This window comes from Lentzea sokolovensis (assembly GCF_033949975.1).
Classification (GTDB): Bacteria; Actinomycetota; Actinomycetes; order Mycobacteriales; family Pseudonocardiaceae; genus Lentzea; species Lentzea sokolovensis.
The window spans coordinates 778350-798269 of record NZ_JAXAVU010000001.1 but is presented as its reverse complement, the minus strand read 5'-3'; the positions used below and the strand labels follow the sequence as shown (position 1 = coordinate 798269).

Sequence of the window (19920 nt, the reverse complement as noted above, 5' to 3'; positions counted from 1 at the left end):
GGTTTTCTGAGGAATTCGCTACCGCTTCCGCTGCTCCAATTGCTGGCGGGATGACCGTGTCCGGCTGGACTGACGGAGCTGATGAATGAGTACCTCCAGCGAGAAGGTGGTCGAGGCCCTCCGCGCCGCGATGAAGGAGGCGGAGCGGCTGCGCAAGCAGAACCGGCAGCTCGTCGCCGCCGCCACCGAACCGATCGCGATCATCGGGATGGCCTGCCGCTTCCCCGGCGGCATCAGCTCGCCGGAGGACCTGTGGGAGCTGGTGTCGTCCGGTCGCGACTCGATCTCCGGCTTCCCGGCCGACCGCGGCTGGGACATCGACGCGCTCCTGGGCGGCGGCGTCGACGAACGCGGCCACAGCGTGTCCGTGCAGGGCGGCTTCCTGCACGGCATCGCGGACTTCGACCCGGCGTTCTTCGGCATCTCGCCGCGAGAAGCCGTGACGATGGACCCTCAGCAACGCCTCTTGCTGGAGACGTCCTGGGAAGCGCTGGAACGCTCCGGCATCGATCCTTCTTCTTTGCGCGGCTCACGCACCGGTGTTTTCGTCGGCACCAACGGCCAGGACTACGAGCACCTGCTGATCCGCGGCCTCGACGACGCGACCGGCGACGTCGGTACGGGTATCGCGGCGTCCGCTGAATCGGGTCGCATCTCCTACGCCCTGGGCCTCGAAGGCCCGACGTTGACCGTCGACACGGCCTGCTCCTCTTCCCTGGTCGCGCTGCATCTGGCCGTGCACGCCTTGCGCGCGGGGGAGTGTTCACTGGCTCTCGCGGGCGGCGTCAACGTCATGTGCACGCCGGGTTCGTTGGTCGAGTTCTCGCGACAGGGCGGACTCGCGTCCAACGGCCGGTGCAAGGCCTTCTCCGACGACGCGGACGGCACGGGCTGGTCCGAGGGCGTCGGCGTGTTGGCGCTGGCGCGTCTGTCGGATGCCGAGTCTCTTGGCTACCCGGTACTTGCCGTGGTGCGCGGTTCGGCCGTCAACTCCGACGGCGCCTCCAACGGCTTCACCGCCCCGAACGGCCGCGCCCAGCAACGCGTCATCCGAGCCGCCCTCGATCGCGCCGGCCTTGGTCCGTCCGATGTGGACGTCGTCGAGGCTCACGGGACCGGCACACCGCTCGGCGACCCGATCGAGGCCCGCAGCCTGCTTGCGGCGTACGGCGCCGATCGTCCTTCGCCGCTGCTGCTGGGTTCGGTGAAGTCGAACATCGGCCACACCCAGGCCGCCGCCGGTGTCGCGGGCATCATCAAGATGGTGCAGGCGATGCGGCACGGCGTCGTGCCCGCCACCCTGCACGTCTCCCGGCCGTCCACACACGTCGACTGGACCACCGGCTCCGTCGAACTCGCCACCTCGGCCGTGGCCTGGCCTTCCACCGGCCGTGCCCCTCGCGCCGCCGTCTCGTCGTTCGGCGTCTCGGGCACGAATGCTCACGTGATCTTGGAAGCCCCGAGCGCGCCAGAACTGTCAGACCTGCCTGAGATGATTGAGATGGGGGCTCGCGACCCCCTGGGGGTCGGCCAATCCGAATCGATCCCGAACAGCGCGCCGCCGTGGCTCGTGTCGGCGAAGTCGGAGGCCTCGCTCGCGGCGCAGATCGAACGAGTGCGCGCGCTCGACGCCGACCCGGTGGACGTCGGGTTCTCGTTGGCGACCACGCGCGCGTTGTTCGAGCACCGGGCCGTGCTGCTGGACGGAACCGAGATCGCGAGCGGCCTGGCGCGGCGGACCGAGCTGGCACTGCTGTTCTCCGGTCAGGGTGCGCAGCGCGTCGGCATGGGCAAGGAGCTGTACACCGAGTTCGCAGTCTTCCGTGAGGCGTTCGACGAGGTGTTGCGGCACCTCGACCCAGGGCTGCGCGACGCCATGTGGGGCGACGAGGAAGCGCTGAACCAGACGGGCACCACGCAGCCCGCGCTGTTCGCGTTCGAGGTCGCCCTCTACCGGCTGCTGGAGTCGTTCGGCGTCACCGCCGCGCACGTCACCGGCCACTCGATCGGCGAGATCGCCGCCGCGCACATCGCGGGCGTGTTCAGCCTCGAAGACGCCGCCAAGCTCGTCCAGGCACGCGCGAGCCTCATGCAGGCGCTGCCGGGAGGCGGCGTCATGATCGCGCTCCAAGCCGCCGAGGACGAGATCACCCTCACTCCCGGCGCCTCCATCGCGGCGATCAACGGACCGGATTCCCTCGTCGTCGCAGGCGTCGAGAGCGACGTCCGCGCGATCGTGGCGCGGTTCGAAGGCCGCAAGAGCAAGCAACTCGCCGTCAGCCACGCGTTCCACTCGCCGCTGATGGACCCGATGCTCAACGCCTTCCGCGAAGCCATCGGCGGCATCACGTTCCACAGCCCGGCGATCCCGATGACCGGCGACGTCACCAACCCCGAGTACTGGGTCCGCCACGTCCGCGACACCGTCCGCTTCCACGACACCGTGACCGCCCTGGGCGACAGGACGCTGCTCGAAGTGGGCCCGGACGGCGTGCTGTCCGCGCTCGTCAACGCGATCCCCGCCCAGCGCAAAGACCGCGACGAGCGCACCGCGTTCATCACCGCACTCGCCCGGCTGCACGTCGCGGGCGTCGGAGTCGACTGGACACCGTTCTATCCCAACGGCAAACGTGTCGACGTCCCCACCTACGCGTTCCAGCACGACCGCTACTGGCCGTCGGTGTCGGTGAGCGCGGGCGACGCCGCCGGGCTCGGCCTGTCCCCGGCGGACCACCCGCTGCTCGGCGCCGCGATGACCGTGGCGGGCTCCGGCGAACTGATCCTCACCGGCACGCTGAGCAGGACGGGCTGGCTCGCCGACCACGTCGTGTTCCCGACCGCGGGTGTGCTGGAACTGGCGTTCCGCGCCGCCGACCTCGCGGGCTACGAGCGCGTCGAGCAGCTCACGCGGACCGCGCCGCTCGTGCTGCCTGACAGCGGTGCCGTTCAAGTGCAGTTCCACGTGGGACGCGACGGCGCGTTCCGCTTCCACGCACGGCGCGGCGACGCGGACTGGGTCGAGCACGCGACCGGTCTGCTCGGAGCAGGCGCTCCGGTACCGGCTGGGGAAAGCGAGTGGCCGCCGAAGGGCGCGACGGTCGTCGATCTCGACGGCTTCTACGACGAAACCCCGTACGGGGAGGCGTTCCAGGGGTTGCGCGCCGCCTGGAGGCGGGGACAGGAGGTGTTCGCCGAGGTCGCCTTGCCTGTTGACGCAAAGGGTTTCGGTGTCCATCCCGCGCTGCTCGATGCCGCCACGCACGCCGCCGCGTTCCTCGGTCTCGATGGTGTTCCCGCGAACTGGCAGGGCGTTTCCCTTTACGCGAACGGCGCGGAGGTCGTTCGCGCAAGGCTGTCTGTTGTGGATGGTGGCCTGAAGCTCGACGTCGTCGACGTGGCCGGGGACCCTGTCCTGTCCGCGGCCACCGTGACCATCGAGCCGTTGGGTGACCTGAGCACCCGATCCGGTGTCGACTCGCTGTTCCGCCTCGACTGGGTGCCCGTCAGCTACACGCCCGCCGACGTCACCGTCGCGCACTTCGCCGGTGAGCAGACGCCGGAGTCCGCGCACGCCCTGGCCGCGGCCGCGCTCGACGCACTTCAGCAAGCCACCGGAAAACTGGTCTTCGTCACACGCGGAGCCGTGACCGGGGACGACGTCGCGGCCGCGACCGTCTGGGGACTGGTGCGGTCCGCGCAGACCGAGGACCCCGGCCGCTTCCTGCTCGTCGACCTCGACGACGCGCCCGAGTCCGAAGCGCTGCTGCCCGGCCTCGGTGGACTGATCGACGCGGGGGAGACCCAGGTCGTCGTCCGCGCGGGCGAGGTGTTCGCGGGCCGGTTGGCGCGCGCCACCGACATCGTTGCGGGTGAATGGGATTCCGACGGCACGGTGCTCATCACCGGCGGTACGGGTGGGCTCGGCGCCGTCCTCGCCCGCCATCTGGTGACGCGCGGTCAGCGCCGGTTGCTGCTGGTCAGCCGCCGTGGTCTGAACGCCCCCGGTGCAGTCGATCTGCGCGACGAACTCACCGCGCTGGGCGCCGAGGTCGAGGTGAAGGCCTGCGACGTCACGGAACGCGCTGCCGTCGCGGACCTGCTGGCCGGCGAGCGGCTCACCGCCGTCGTCCACACGGCTGGTGTGCTGGACGACGGCGTGATCGGTTCGCTGACGCCCGAACGGCTTTCCGCTGTCCTGCGGCCGAAGGTTGACGCCGCCTGGCACCTCCACGACCTCGCCGGCGACGCGCGGCTCGTCCTGTACTCGTCGGTGTCCGGCGTGATGGGCGCGGCAGGCCAGGGCAACTACGCCGCCGCCAACGCGTTCCTCGACGCCCTCGCGGCTCATCGGCACGGGCTCGGCCTCCCCGCGTTGTCGCTGGCCTGGGGCGCCTGGGACACCGGCATGACGTCCACTTTGGATGAAGGCGATCTTCGCCGAATGCCCGTGCTGTCGGTGGAGCAGGGCCTCGCGCTCTTCGACGCGGCCGTCACCTCCGGCGAGTCCCTGCTCGTGCCGCTGGCATCCGGCGGTGCGGCGCAGGGTGACGTTCCCGCGATCATGCGCGGCCTGGTGCGAGCGGGGCGGCGCACGGCCGCGCGCGAGTTCGTGGCAGGCGGGCTGCTCGCGAAACTCGGCGGATTGGCTGGCCCTGAGCGCGTGCGGGCTGTTTCCGACGTCGTGCGCGCGGAGGCCGCGAAGGTCATCGGCTACGCCAACGCCGACGCGGTGGGGACGGAGAAGGAGTTCCGCGCGCTCGGCTTCGACTCGCTGACCGCGATCGAACTGCGCAACGCCCTCGCCTCGGCCACCGGCCTGACGCTCCCCGCGACGTTGATCTTCGACTACCCGACGCCGCTCGTGCTGGCCGAGCACCTGCTCGCCGAACTGACCGGCGAGGGCACTGATCTCGACATCACCGCGCAGGCCGTCGCGGACGCGGACGACCCGATCGTGATCGTCGGCATGGCCTGCCGGTTCCCCGGCGGCGTCTCGACCCCCGAGGACCTGTGGCGCCTGCTGGCCGACGGCACCGACGCGATCGCGAGCTTCCCGACCGACCGCGGCTGGGAGCAGGACGCATTGGCCGCCGGTGGCACCGGCGAAGGCGGTTTCCTCTACGGCGCAACGGAGTTCGACCCGGCGTTCTTCGGCATCTCGCCTCGCGAAGCGCTCGCGATGGACCCGCAGCAGCGTCAGCTTCTCGAAGTTTCCTGGGAGGCGGTCGAACGCGCGGGCATCAACGCGGCGACGTTGCGCGGCTCGAAGACCGGCGTCTTCGTCGGCACGAACGGACAGGACTACACGAACCTCGTGCTGCGGGCACGCGGGGACATCGAGGGCCACGCCTCGACCGGCCTCGCCGCCGCGGTGATCTCCGGTCGTCTGTCCTACACGTTCGGCTTCGAGGGGCCCGCGCTCACCATCGACACCGCCTGCTCTTCTTCTTTGGTGGCACTGCACCTGGCCGCGCAGTCGCTGCGCTCGGGGGAATCGTCGCTGGCGCTCGTCGGCGGTGTGACGGTGATGTCCACGCCGATGAACTTCGCCGGCTTCAACGCCCAGGGCGGCCTCGCGGCGGACGCGCGCTGCCGTGCCTTCTCCGACAACGCCGACGGCACCGGCTGGGCCGAAGGCGTCGGTGTGCTGGTCGTCGAACGTCAGTCGGACGCGATCCGCAACGGCCACACGGTGTTGTCGGTGGTCCGCGGCTCCGCGGTCAACCAGGACGGTGCGTCGAACGGCTTGACCGCTCCGAACGGCCCCGCCCAGCAACGCGTCATCCGCCAGGCCCTGGCCAACGCCGGTCTGTCCACTTCGGACGTCGACGCCGTCGAGGCTCACGGCACCGGCACGCGCCTGGGTGACCCGATCGAGGCCCAGGCGCTGCTCGCCACCTACGGCCGCGACCGGGCTGGAGCACCGCTCCACCTGGGCGCCATCAAGTCGAACCTGGGCCACACCCAGGCCGCGGCGGGTGTCGCGGGCGTGATCAAGATGGTGCTGGCCTTCCAGCACGGCCTGCTGCCGCGAACCCTGCACGTCACCGAACCGTCCTCGCACGTCGACTGGTCCGCGGGCGCCGTCTCGCTGCTCACGACGAACACCCCGTGGCCCGCCGTGGGCCGCCCGGTCCGCGCCGGTGTCTCGTCGTTCGGTCTCTCGGGCACGAACGCGCACGTGATCTTGGAGTCGCCGAGCGCGCCAGAACTGTCAGACCTGCCTGAGATGATTGAGATGGGGGCTCGCGGCCCCCTGGGGGCCGGGCAATCCGAATCGATTCCGCAGGGTGGCGGGGTGCCGCTCGCGGTGTCGGCGAAGTCCGAGGCGGCGTTGCGCGCCCAGGTCGAGCGGATCCGCGCGGTCGAGGCGGCGCCCGTTGACGTCGGGTACTCGTTGGCGGCCACGCGCGCATTGTTCGAGCATCGGGCCGTGTTGCTGGACGGCGAGGTGCTGGCCAGCGGCGAGGCGTCGGGGAAGACGCTCGCCATGGTGTTCTCCGGGCAGGGTGCGCAGCGGCTCGGCATGGGACGCGAGCTGTACGAGGCGTTCCCGGTGTTCGCCGAGGCGTTGGACGCGGTGCTGGAGCACCTCGGAGACGTTCGCGATGTCATGTGGGGTGACGACGCCGAGGCGCTGAACCAGACCGGGAACACGCAGCCCGCGCTGTTCGCGGTCGAGGTGGCGCTCTACCGGCTGGTGGAGTCGTTCGGGGTCGTTCCGCGGCTGCTCGCCGGGCACTCGATCGGCGAGATCGCGGCCGCGCACGTCGCCGGGGTGTTCAGCCTCGAAGACGCGGTGAAGCTCGTCCGAGCACGCGCGCGGCTCATGCAGGCGCTGCCGCAGGGTGGCGTGATGATCGCGCTGCAGGCGACCGAGGCCGAAGTGGCACCGCACCTGACCTCGGGTGTGTCCATCGCGGCGATCAACGCGGCCGACTCGCTGGTCATCGCGGGAGTAGAGGACGAAGCCCGCGCGGTCGTCGCCAAGTTCAACACCCGCAAGAGCAAGCAGCTGAACGTCAGCCACGCGTTCCACTCGCCGCTGATGGAGCCGATGCTCGACGAGTTCCGGCGGGCGGTTCAAGGACTCGCGTTCACCCGGCCAAGCATCCCGATCGCGTCCACGGGCGACGTCACCGATCCCGAGTACTGGGTCGGCCACGTCCGCGACACGGTCCGCTTCGCCGAGAACGTCGGCGAACTCAGGGAACAGGGTGCGAGCGCGTTCCTGGAGATCGGGCCAGACGGAGTGCTGGCCGCGCTCGTCGACGGAGCGATTCCGGTGCTGCGCAAGGACCGTGGCGAGCACAAGGCGTTCGTGACGGCACTCGCGCGACTGCACGTCAGCGGTACCGACGTCGACTGGTCTGGCTTCTACCTGGGCGGGCGCACGATCAGCCTGCCCACGTACCCGTTCCAGCACGAGCGGTTCTGGCCTGAAGCGGCGACCGCGGCGGTGGCGGCGGATCCGGCCGACGCGGCGTTCTGGACGGCCGTCGAGCAGGAGGACGTCGCCTCGCTGGCCGCCACGCTCGACCTCGACGGCGAGACGCTCGCCGGAGTGCTGCCGGCGTTGTCGGCGTGGCGGGGCAAACGGCAGGCAAAGTCCACTGTGGATTCTTGGCTGCACGGGGAGAGCTGGCAGCCGATCGCCGGTCTCACCGCCAAGCCGGGCAAGTGGCTCGTGGTCGGCGAGGCCGACGAACTGCTCTTGAGCGCGCTCGAAGACGTGACGGTGCTGGCGGTCGAGCAAGACCGCGAGCAGATGGCCGGGCGACTGGTTGAGTTCGCGCAGGTCTCATTCACCGGTGTCGTGGCGTTGCCGGCTCACGAGCCGATCATCAGCACGACCACGCTGATCCAGGCGCTCGGCGATGCCGGAGTCATGGCGCCGCTGTGGGTGCTGACGCGTGGTGCGGTGTCGACCGGGCGCGCGGACGCCGTCACCGACCCCTGGCAGGCCGGCGTGTGGGGACTCGGCCGGGTCGCCGCGCTGGAGCACCCGAACCGCTGGGGCGGCCTGATCGACCTGCCCGCCGAACTGGACGAGCGGGCGGCGCAGCGCGTCGTGGCGGTGCTGAGCAGCGACGAGGATCAGGTCGCAGTGCGGGCGTCAGGTGTGTTCGGCCGACGGATTCTCGTGGCACCACGGGGGTCGGGAGAATGGCAGCCGCGTGGAACCGTCGTGATCACCGGTGGCACCGGCGCGCTCGGCAAGCACGTCGCGCGGGACCTGGTCGCGCGTGGCGCGGAGAAGGTCGTGCTGCTGAGCCGCCGTGGCATGGATGCTCCAGGCGCGGCGGAGATCGTGGCCGAGCTGGGCGTCGAGGTCGTGAAGTGCGACGCCGCGAACCGCGCGGAGCTGGCCGCGGTGCTGACGGACGACGTCAAAGCCGTCGTGCACGCGGCCGGTGTGCTGGACGACGGTGTGCTCGACAGGCTCACGCCGGAGCGGTTCGCCGACGTGTTCCAGGCGAAGGTCACCTCGGCCTTCCTGCTCGACGAACTGACCCGCGAACATGAGCTGGACGCGTTCATCCTGTTCTCGTCGGTCGCGGGCGCGATCGGCAACCCCGGCCAGGCCAACTACGCCGCCGCCAACGCCGTTCTCGACGCGATCGCGACGCAGCGCCATGAGCAGGGGCTGCCCGCGACGTCGATCGCGTGGGGCGCGTGGACCGGTGACGGCATGGCGGGCGAAGAACGCGTCGCGCGGACCATCAAGTCGGTCGGTGCGTCCACTTTGGACCCGGAGCTGGCGGTCGCGGCGATGCGAGGAGTGGTGGCGGAGGCCGGGCCCACCGCCGTGATCGCGGACATCCACCACCCGCAGCTGCTCGGCGCGTTGCTGAGCCTGCGGCCCTCGCCCGTGCTGGCCGAACTGCCCGGCGCCCGCGAGGTGCTGGACGAACTGGCGGCCGCGCGCCGCGACAGCGAGTCGGCCGCTGCGGAGCTGCGTCGCAGTCTGCGTGAACTGCCTGCCGCGGAACGGATCGAGCCCGTCCTGGACCTGGTCAGAGTGCACGCCGCGCAGGTGCTCGGCCACTCCGGCAAGGACGCGGTGGCGAGCGACAAGGCGTTCCGCGACATCGGCTTCGACTCGCTGACCGCCGTCGAACTGCGCAACCAGCTCACCGAGATCACCGGACTCGCGCTGCCCGCCGGCCTGGTGTTCGACTACCCGTCGCCGCGTGTGCTGGCCGAACACCTGCTGGCGTCGTTGCTCGGCGAGGGCGCCGACGTCGACGACGTGTCGGTCGTGCAGACCACCGACGACATCGCGATCGTCGGCATGGCGTGCCACTTCCCCGGCGACATCGACTCGCCGGAAGACCTGTGGCGGTTGCTGATCGACGGCGAGGACGCGATGTCGGACTTCCCCGCCGATCGCGGCTGGGACCTGGCGTCGTTGCAGAGCTCGACGTTGCGCGGCGGCTTCCTGAGCGGTGTCGCGGACTTCGACCCGGCGTTCTTCGGGATCTCGCCGCGCGAGGCACTCGCGATGGACCCGCAGCAGCGTCTGCTGCTGGAAACCTCGTGGGAGGCCGTCGAACGCGCCGGCGTCGACCCCGCCTCGTTGCGCGGCTCGCGGACCGGCGTGTTCGTCGGCACGAACGGGCAGGACTACCAGCACGTGGTCATGGCGTCGAACGAGGACCTGGAAGGCCACGCCGGCACCGGTCTCGCGGCGTCGGTGATCTCCGGCCGCATCTCCTACGCGCTGGGGCTGGAGGGACCCGCGGTCACGATCGACACGGCCTGCTCGTCGGCTCTGGTGGCGCTGCATCTGGCGGCACAGGCGTTGCGCGGCGGTGAGTGTTCGCTGGCGCTGGCGGGTGGCGTCACGGTGATGGCGACGCCGACGTCGTTCTCCGGCTTCTCCCGGCAGGGCGGACTCGCGCCGGACGGGCTGTGCAAGGCGTTCTCCGAGTCCGCGGACGGCACCGGCTGGTCCGAGGGCGTCGGCATCCTCGTCGTGGAACGACTTTCCGACGCTGTCGCCGCCGGGCACCCGGTGCTCGCGATCGTGCGCGGCTCGGCGTTCAACCAGGACGGCGCGTCCAACGGCTTGACCGCGCCGAACGGCCCGTCGCAGCAACGAGTCATCCGGCAAGCGCTTGCGTCCGGTGGGCTGGCACCGTCCGATGTGGACGCGGTCGAGGCGCACGGCACCGGAACCGTGCTGGGCGACCCGATCGAAGCGCAGGCGCTGCTGACCGTGTACGGACAGGACCGCGCCGAGCCACTGCGGCTGGGTTCGGTGAAGTCGAACCTCGGCCACACGCAGGCGGCGGCGGGCGCGGCGGGCGTGATCAAGATGGTGATGGCGTTCCAGCACGGCCTGCTGCCGCAGACGCTGCACGTGACCGCGCCTTCGTCGCACATCGACTGGTCGGCGGGCGCGGTCTCACTGCTGACGGAGAACTCCGCCTGGCCCTCGGTCGACCGGCCGTGGCGAGCGGGCGTGTCGTCGTTCGGCATCAGCGGCACCAACGCACACGTGATCTTGGAAGCGCCGAGCGCGCCAGAACTGTCAGACCTGCCTGAGATGATTGAGATGGGGGCTCGCAGTCCCCTGGGGGTCGGGCAATCCGAATCGATTCCGCAGGGTGGCGGGGTGCCGCTCGCGGTGTCGGCGAAGTCCGAGGCGGCGTTGCGCGCGCAGGTCGAGCGGATCCGCGCGGTCGAGGCGGCGCCGGTCGACGTCGCGTACTCGCTGGTGAGGTCGCGGGGGTTGTTCGAGCACCGGGCCGTGTTGCTGCACGGTGCCGAGATCGCCAGAGGGGTCGCGGGGGAGCACGCGCTGGCCGTGCTGTTCTCCGGGCAGGGGTCGCAGCGGCTCGGCATGGGTCGTGAGCTGTACGCGCGGTTCCCGCAGTTCGCGGATGCGTTCGACGACGTGCTGGCGCACCTCGATCCGCAGCTCAAGAGCGTGATCTGGGGCGACGACGAGGAGAGGCTCAACCAGACCGGGTACACGCAGCCGGCGTTGTTCGCGTTCCAGACGGCGCTCTACCGGTTGCTGCGGGCCTTCGGGATCAAGCCCGCCCACCTCGCCGGGCACTCGATCGGCGAGATCGCGGCGGCACACGTCGCGGGCGTGCTCAGCCTGGAGGACGCGGCGAAGCTGGTCAGTGCGCGCGCGAGTCTCATGCAGGCGTTGCCGCGCAACGGCGCGATGGTCGCCGTGCAGGCGAGCGAACAGGAGGTGAGCGCGTACCTCACGAGCAAGGTGTCGATCGCGGCCGTCAACGGGCCGGCCAGTGTCGTTGTCGCGGGCGACGAGGCCGAGGTCGAGGCCATCGCGAGCCGGTTCGAGAAGACGAAGCGGCTCAAGGTCAGCCACGCGTTCCACTCGCCGCTGATGGAACCGATGCTCAACGACTTCCTTGACGCCATCAGCGCCATCACCTTCCACGCACCGAAGATCCCGATCAGTGCGACCGGCGACGTCACCGATCCCGAGTACTGGGTCAGTCACGTCCGCGACGCGGTCCGGTTCACCGACAACGTCGCGAAGATCCCGGCGACCAAGTTCCTGGAGGTCGGCCCGGACGGGGTGCTGTCGGCGCTCGTCGACGGTGCGATCCCGACGCTCAGGAAGAACAAGCCCGAGCAGGCCGCGCTGGCCACCGCACTCGGTCGCCTGCACGTCGACGGAATCGACGTCGACTGGACGCCGTGGCTCCAGGGCGGCCGACTCATCGCGCTGCCGACCTACCCGTTCGACCACGAGCGTTTCTGGCCCAAGGCCACCGTCGGCGGTCGTGCGGGCGACCCCACCGCGTACGGGCTCAGGTCCGGCGGGCACCCGTTGCTCAGTGCGGCGATCGCCGTCGCGGGCACCGACGAGCTCGTGCTCAGCGGCCGCCTCAGCCTCGCGACGCACCCGTGGATCGCCGATCACGTCGTTGGTGGAGCGGTGCTCTTCCCCGGCACCGGGTTCCTCGACTTCGCGATCCGCGCGGGCGACATGGTCGGCTGCGACCGCGTCGACGGGCTCACGATCGTCGTTCCGCTGGTGCTGCCCGAACGGGAGGCCGTCGCGGTTCAGGTGCGCGTCGGGGCGCCGGACGAGCACGGGCGCCGGCTCGTCAGCGTGCACTCGCAGCATCCCGGCGCGGACGAGTGGATCCAGCACGCCGGAGGCACTCTCGCCGAAGGGCCGCACCAGGCCGAGTTCGACACGAGCGAGTGGCCGCCCGCGAACGCCGAAAGCCTTGACCTCGAACGCTTCTACGAGACGCTCGCGGAAGGCGGGCTCACCTACGGGCCGATCTTCCGTGGCGCGCAACAGGCCTGGCGCAACGGTGACGAGGTGCTCGTCGAGGTCGCGTTGCCGGACAGCGTGGACGACGCGGCGACGTTCGGCGTGCACCCGGCACTGCTCGACTCCGCGCTGCACGCCATCACGTTCGTGGAAGGCGCCGGCCAGGGGCTGCCGTTCGAGTGGAACGGTGTGTCCCTGCACGCCATCGGGCCGTCGCGGCTGCGCGTGCGGCTGAAGCACACCGGCGGCGACGCGGTCGAGGTCACCGCCGTCGACGTCGAGGGCGCGCCGGTGCTGTCGGTGAAGTCACTGGTGGTCAGGACGCCCACGGCCGCCGCGCCGAGCAATCCTGTGCAGGACTCGCTGTTCCGCGTCGAATGGGTGCCCGTGCAGGTCGGCGAGGCGACCGAGATCGACGCGCGGGTCGTGGAGCTCAGTGGCGAGTCTGTGCGCGATACGACCCAGCGTGTGCTGGAGATCCTGCAGAACGCCGAAGAACGCGTTGTGTTCGTGACGCGGGGCGCCGCAGCGATCGGGGACGAACCGATCAGCGAACTCGGCGCGGCGGCGGCCTGGGGACTCGTCAGGTCCGCCCAGGCGGAGAACCCCGGCCGGTTCCTGCTCGTCGACCTGGACGAGCACAGCGAACTGACGCCCGGCATGCTCGTCACCGAGGAACAGCAGCTGATCGTCCGTGGCGGCACTGTCCACGCTGGACGGCTGGCGCGTCTGCAGACCGGCCCGACGCTGGTGCCGCCGACCGGAACGCCGTGGCGCCTCGACACGACCGCGAAGGGCAGCCTGGACAACCTCGTCCTGGCACCGTGGACGCCAGAGCCTTTGCGGGGCAAGCAGGTTCGCGTCGCGATCCGGGCGGCCGGGCTCAACTTCCGCGACGTGCTGAACGCGCTCGGCATGTATCCGGGCGAGGCGGGCTCGTTCGGTGCCGAGGCCGCGGGTGTGGTCGCGGAGATCGGGCCCGAGGTCGAGGACCTGAAGGTCGGCGATCGCGTGTTCGGCATGCTGTTCGGCGGCATGGGGCCGGTCGGTGTCATCGAAGAGCCTTACCTGACCAGGCTTCCGGACGGCTGGACGTTCGAGCAGGGCGCGTCGGTGCCACTGGTGTTCCTCACCGCCTACTACGCGTTGATCGAGCTCGGGAACGTGCGTCCGGGGGAGAAGGTCCTCGTCCACGCCGGTGCCGGTGGAGTTGGTATGGCGGCGATCCAGGTCGCCCGGCACCTCGGCGCTGAGGTGTTCGCCACCGCCGGCGAGGGCAAGTGGGACGTGCTGCGGGGCCTCGGCCTCGACGACGACCACATCGGCAACTCCCGCGACACCGGTTTCGCCGGCAGGTTCCCGCGGGTCGACGTCGTGCTGAACGCGTTGACCGGCGAGTTCATCGACGCCTCGCTGGGACTGCTCGGCGAGGGCGGGCGGTTCCTGGAGATGGGCAAGACCGACCTGCGGGAGGACGTGCCGGGCATCTTCTACCGGCCGTTCGACCTCGGCGAGGCGCATCCGGACCACGTCCAGCGCATGCTCGTCGCGCTCGTGGACCTGTTCGAGCGGGGCGTGCTGACCACGCTGCCCATCGCGGCCTGGGACGTGCGGCGGGCGCGCGACGCGTTCCGGTTCATGAGCCGTGCCCAGCACATCGGCAAGATCGTGATCACCGTGCCGGCGGGCTGGGACCCGTCCGGCACCGTCGTGATCACCGGCGGCACCGGTGGCCTGGGAGCTGAGCTCGCCCGGCACCTCGTCGCGCAGGGTGCGAGGAAGCTGTTGCTGCTCAGTCGCCGTGGCCTCGACTCGCCGGGCGCGGAGGAACTGCTGGCGCTGGACGCGGACGTCACGATCGCCGCTTGCGACGTGGCAGACCGGGACGCGCTGGCGGACGTCCTCAGTGGACATGAAGTGACCGCTGTCGTGCACACGGCCGGTGTGCTGGACGACGGCGTGATCGCGTCGATGACGCCGGAGCGCCTGGAGAAGGTGTTGCGGCCCAAGGTGGACGCGGCCTGGAACCTGCACACGCTGGTACCGGACGCGCACTTCGTCCTGTACTCGTCGGTGTCCGGCGTGCTCGGCACCGCGGGTCAGGGCAACTACGCGGCGGGCAACGCGTTCCTCGACGCCCTGGCCCAGTACCGGCGTTCACTGGGGCTGCCGGCGGTGTCGCTGGCGTGGGGCGCGTGGACGTCCGAGGTCGGCATGACGAAGACGATGGACGCGGCCGCGTTGGAACGGCTGGAGAAGTCGTCCATGCCGCCGATCTCGCTGGAGCACGGACTGGCGTTGTTCGACGCGGCGATCGGCGTCGACGAGCCGCTCGTCGTGCCCGCGCGGATCATCACCGGCGCCGGCACGACCATGGTGCCGCCGTTGCTGCGCAACCTCCTGCGCGGCGGCCGCCGAACCGCGGCACGGGCACAGGGAACGGTCGCGCTGCAGGGGTTGCAGGACGTTCGCCCGGCCGAGCGGGTGCGCACGCTCGTGGACCTGGTGCGAGGTGAGGCCGCCGCGGTGCTGGGACATGCCTCGGCCGACGCTGTCGACGGCGACCGCGAGTTCCGGCAGCTCGGCTTCGACTCGCTGACGTCGGTGGAGCTGCGCAACCGGCTCGGCACCGCCACAGGGCTGACGCTGCCCGCGACGCTGGTGTTCGACTACCCGACCCCGCAGGCGCTGGCCGAGCACCTTCTCGCCGAGCTGTTCGGTGGGACCGCCGAGGTCGAGGACTCGGTGCGTGTCTCCGACGAGGCCATCGCGATCGTGGGTATCGCCTGCAAGTTCCCCGGCGGCGTGTCGTCGCCCGAGGAGCTGTGGGAACTGGTGCTGGGCGGGCGGGACGCGATCAGCGGGTTCCCGGCCGATCGCGGCTGGGACGAGAACCTCGTCGGCGACGGCGCCGGGCAGTCCGTCACCGGGCAGGGCGGGTTCATCGACGGCATCGCGTCGTTCGACCCGGCGTTCTTCGGGATCTCGCCGCGGGAGGCCGTGTCGATGGACCCGCATCAGCGGCTCGTGCTGGAGACGTCGTGGGAGGCGTTGGAGCGCACGGGCATCGACCCGCTGGCGTTGCGCGGCTCGCGGACCGGCGTCTACGTCGGTGCGTCCGGGCAGGACTACGCGCACCTGATGCTCGCGTCCGAGCAGGCGCTGGAAGGGTATTCGGGCACCGGGACCTCGCCGAGCGTGATCGCCGGCCGCGTGTCGTACGCGCTGGGGCTGGAAGGCCCGTCGATGACCATCGACACGGCGTGCTCGTCGGCGCTGGTCGCGCTGCACCTGGCGGTTCAGGCGCTGCGCAACGGCGAGTGCTCCTTGGCGTTGGCCGGCGGTGTGCAGGTGATGTCGGCGCCGGGTGCGTTCATGGAGTTCTCGCTCCAGGACGGGCTGGCTCGTGACGGCCGGTGCAAGCCGTTCTCCGACACCGCTGATGGCACGGCGTGGTCTGAGGGCATCGGTGTGCTCGTGGTCGAGCGTCTGTCGGACGCTGTCGCCGCAGGGCATGACGTGCTCGCGGTCGTGCGTGGCTCCGCGGTCAACCAGGACGGTGCGTCCAACGGCCTGACCGCGCCCAACGGACCCTCACAGCAGCGGGTGATCCGGCAGGCGCTGGCCTCGGCGGGCTTGAAGTTCGCTGACGTCGACGCGGTCGAGGCGCACGGCACGGGCACGACTCTGGGTGACCCGATCGAGGCTCAGGCGTTGCTCGCGACCTACGGCCAGGACCGCGCGGAGCCACTGCTGCTCGGCTCGATCAAGTCCAACATCGGTCACACGCAGGCCGCCGCCGGTGCCGCCGGTGTGATCAAGATGGTGATGGCGCTGCGCCACGGCCTGCTGCCGCGCACGATCAACTTCACCGCCCCCTCGTCGCACGTCGACTGGACGGCGGGTTCGGTCGCGCTGCTGCGGGAGAACACGCCGTGGCCCGTCGCGGACCGGGTGCGTCGCGCGGGCGTCTCGTCGTTCGGCATTTCGGGCACCAACGCGCACGTGATCTTGGAGGCCGCACCGGCCGTTCCGGAATTGTCAGACCCGCTTGAGATGATTGGAAAGGGGACCTCGCGTCCCCCCAAGGGGGCGCCTCTCGTTTTTTCGGCGAAGTCCCCCGCTTCGCTGCGCGCTCAGATCGAGCGGGTCAGCGCGGTCGAGGCTGACGCGTTCGACGTCGGGTTCTCGCTGCTCAAGCGGTCGCGATTCGAGCACCGCGCGGTGCTGCTGGACGGCGTGGAGGTTGCTCAGGGGCAGGCGGGAAGGCGCAGGCTCGCCGTGGTGTTCTCCGGGCAGGGCTCGCAGCGGCTGGGCATGGGGCGGGAGCTGTACGAGCGGTTCCCGGCGTTCGCGCAGGCGCTCGACGAGGTGTTCGAGCACGTTGACGTTCGAGACGTCATGTGGGGCGATGCCGCAGCGCTCGACCAGACCGGGAACACGCAGCGCGCGCTGTTCGCCATCGAGGTCGCGCTGTTCCGGCTCGCCGAGAAGTTCGGCATCGAGCCCGACTACGTGGGCGGTCACTCCGTCGGCGAGATCGCGGCCGCGCACGTCGCCGGAGTTTTCAGCCTTGAGGACGCTGCGAAGCTCGTCAACGCGCGTGCCGCACTCATGCAGGCACTCCCAGCCGGGGGAGCCATGATCGCGGTCGAGGCCACCGAGGAAGAGGTCACGACCACCGGGCACGTGTCGATCGCGGCCATCAACGGGCCCAGGTCATTGGTGCTCGCCGGTGAGGAGGATGCGGTCCGACAGATCGCTGACGGGTTCGAAGCGATGGGCCGCAAGACTAAGCGTTTGCCGGTCAGCCATGCGTTTCACTCGCCGTTGATGGAGCCGATGCTGGATGACTTCCGCGCCGTGGTCACGGCGCTGGACCTCCGCGCGCCGCACATCCCCGTCGTCTCCAACCTGACCGGCACCGTCGCGGGCGCCGAGCTCACCGAGCCGGAGTACTGGGTGCGGCACGTCCGGGAAGCCGTGCGGTTCGCGGACGGCGTCACGGCGCTCGAAGCGGCAGGAGTCACCGCGTTCCTGGAGATCGGGCCGGACGGCGTGCTGTCGGCGCTGGTGGACGGAGCGATCCCCGCGCTGCGCAAGGATCGCGACGAGACCACGGCCTGGCTCACCGCGCTCGCACGACTCCACGTCGCGGGCACGAACGTCGACTGGGCGGAAGCGTTCGCGGGCACCGGTGCCCAGCGCGTCGACCTCCCCACCTACGCGTTCGACCACGACCACTACTGGCCGACGCCGATGGCCCAGACCGCCGACGCCTCCGGGCTCGGCCTCGGCCCGGCCGACCACCCGCTGCTGGGTGCCGCGCTGAGCGTCGCGCGGGAAGACTCCGTCGTGTTCACCAACCGGCTCGCGGTGGCGTTCCCGGAGACGGCGTTCGCCGAGATCGCGTTCCGGGCGGCCGACCAGGTCGGGTACGGCACGGTCGAGGAACTCACCGTCACCGGGCCGCTCACACCCGGCGTGCTGCAGGTGTGGATCGGTGCCCCGGACAACGGAAAGCGCTCCCTCACCGTCTACACGCGACCGAACGACGAGCAGCCGTTCAGCAGGATCGCGAGCGGAACCCTCGCGGAAGGCGAGTACCGGGCCGGATTCACGGTCAGCGAGTGGCCGCCGAAGGACGCGACGGCGATCGGCGAGCAGATCTGGCAGGCGGGCGACGCCGTCTACGCGGAGGTCACGCTGCCGGAAGGCACCACGGACGCCCAGTTCTACGGCGTCCACCCGGCACTGCTCGACTGCGCGACCCGGATCACCGAGGACACCCAGGTTCCGCTGGAGTGGCACGGTGTCAGCCTGCACGCGGTCGGCGCAGACACGGTGCGGGTCAGGCTGCGCGACGGAGAGTTCGCCGCCGTCGACACCAGCGGGTCGCCGGTCGTGTCGGCCCGGAACGTCGTCTTCGGCGCACCGCTCGCGGCCCAGCACCACCAGGACTCGCTGTTCCGCCTGGAATGGGTGCCCGCACCCGAAACCCAGCCCACCGCCGACGTGCGCGAGGTGCGGTTCACCGGCGAGAGCGTCGACCAGGCGCACGAACTGGCCGCCAAGGCGTTGGAGCTCCTCCAACAGACCGAGGAACGGCTGGCGTTCGTGACGAGCGGCCTGGCGAGCGCGACCGTCGATGGCTTGGTCCGCACGGCCCAGACCGAGAACCCGGGACGCTTCCTGCTCGTCGACACCGACGGCAGCACCCCGCTGCCCACCGGACTGCTCGACGCGGGGGAGACGCAGGCCCGTGTCCGCGACGGCAAGACCTACGTGGCCCGCCTCGCCCGCGTCACCGACACGGTCGAAACAGCCGAGTGGGACCAGGAAGGCACCGTTCTGATCACCGGCGGCACCGGCGGCCTGGGCGCGGAACTGGCCCGCCACCTCGTCGCGGAGCGCAACGTCAAGCGCCTGCTGCTCGTCTCCCGACGTGGTCCGGAAGCGCCGGAAGCCGTTGCGTTGCAAGCAGAACTCACGGCGCACGGCGCGGACGTCACGATCGCCGCCTGCGACACCGCCGACCTCAAGGCGGTGAAGAAGGTGATCAAGGGCGTCAAGCTGACCGCCGTCATCCACACCGCAGGTGTTCTCGACGACGGCATCGTCGGCTCCCTCACGCCGGAGCGACTCACCACCGTCTTCAAGCCCAAGGTCGACGGCGCCTGGAACCTCCACGAGGCCACGAAGAAGCAGAAGCTCCAGGCGTTCGTGCTCTACTCGTCGGTGTCGGGCGTGCTCGGCAGCGCCGGGCAGGGCAACTACGCCGCGGCCAACGCGTTCCTCGACGCACTGGCAGAACACCGGCGCGCCCAGGGCCTGCCGGCGACGTCACTGGCGTGGGGTCCGTGGGCACAGACCGGTGGCATGACAGCACATCTGCAGGACGGCGCGATGGACCGCATCGGCCGCACCGGCATGCCGCCGCTGTCCGTCCGGCAAGGCATGGCGCTGTTCGACGACGCGACCTCACGCGAGGACGCGGTGCTCGTGCCCGCCCGCATCACCACCGGTCGCACGAACGGCCCGGTCGCGGCGGTGCTGCGCGGCCTGGTGCGCGGCGGGAAGCGCGCTGCCGGCGCCGGGGAGTCGTCCACTGTGGACTTCGCGGCGACGCTCGACGCCGTGCCCGCCGAGGACCGGGCGAAGTACCTGGTCGACCTGGTGCGTGGCCACGCGGCAGGCGTACTCGGGCACGCGACGCCCGCGGCGATCGACAACGACAAGCAGTTCCGCGACCTCGGTTTCGACTCACTTACCGCCGTGGAGCTGCGCAACAGCCTCGCGTCCGCGACGGGCCTGAAACTGCCCGCCGGCTTGGTTTTCGACTACCCGACACCCGACGAGCTCGCCGACTACCTCGCGGGCGAACTGCTCGGTGACGACGCCGGGCCGTCGCTCGCGACCGAACTCGACAGGTTCGAGGCCGTGCTGGCCGCGAGTCCCGACGAGGACAGGGCCGGAATCGCCGCCCGCCTGCGCACGCTGCTCGCCCAGTACGGCGGCGCGAAGTCCGAGGAAGCCGTGAACGACCGCATCAACTCGGCCACCGTGGACGACGTGTTCGCCTTCATCGACAACGAACTCGGCCGACGCACCGAGCGCTGACCCCACCACGTGGACGGAAGGTTTCC

The 19920-nt window shown here is 70.7% G+C and carries 1 protein-coding gene; it reads left to right on the top strand.

The annotated features are described in order from the left end of the window. Nucleotides 1–85: 85 nt before the first annotated feature. Nucleotides 86–19894, top strand: coding sequence for a type I polyketide synthase (locus SK854_RS03375; RefSeq protein WP_319973448.1), 19809 nt, complete (start codon nt 86–88; stop codon nt 19892–19894). Nucleotides 19895–19920: the final 26 nt, after the last annotated feature.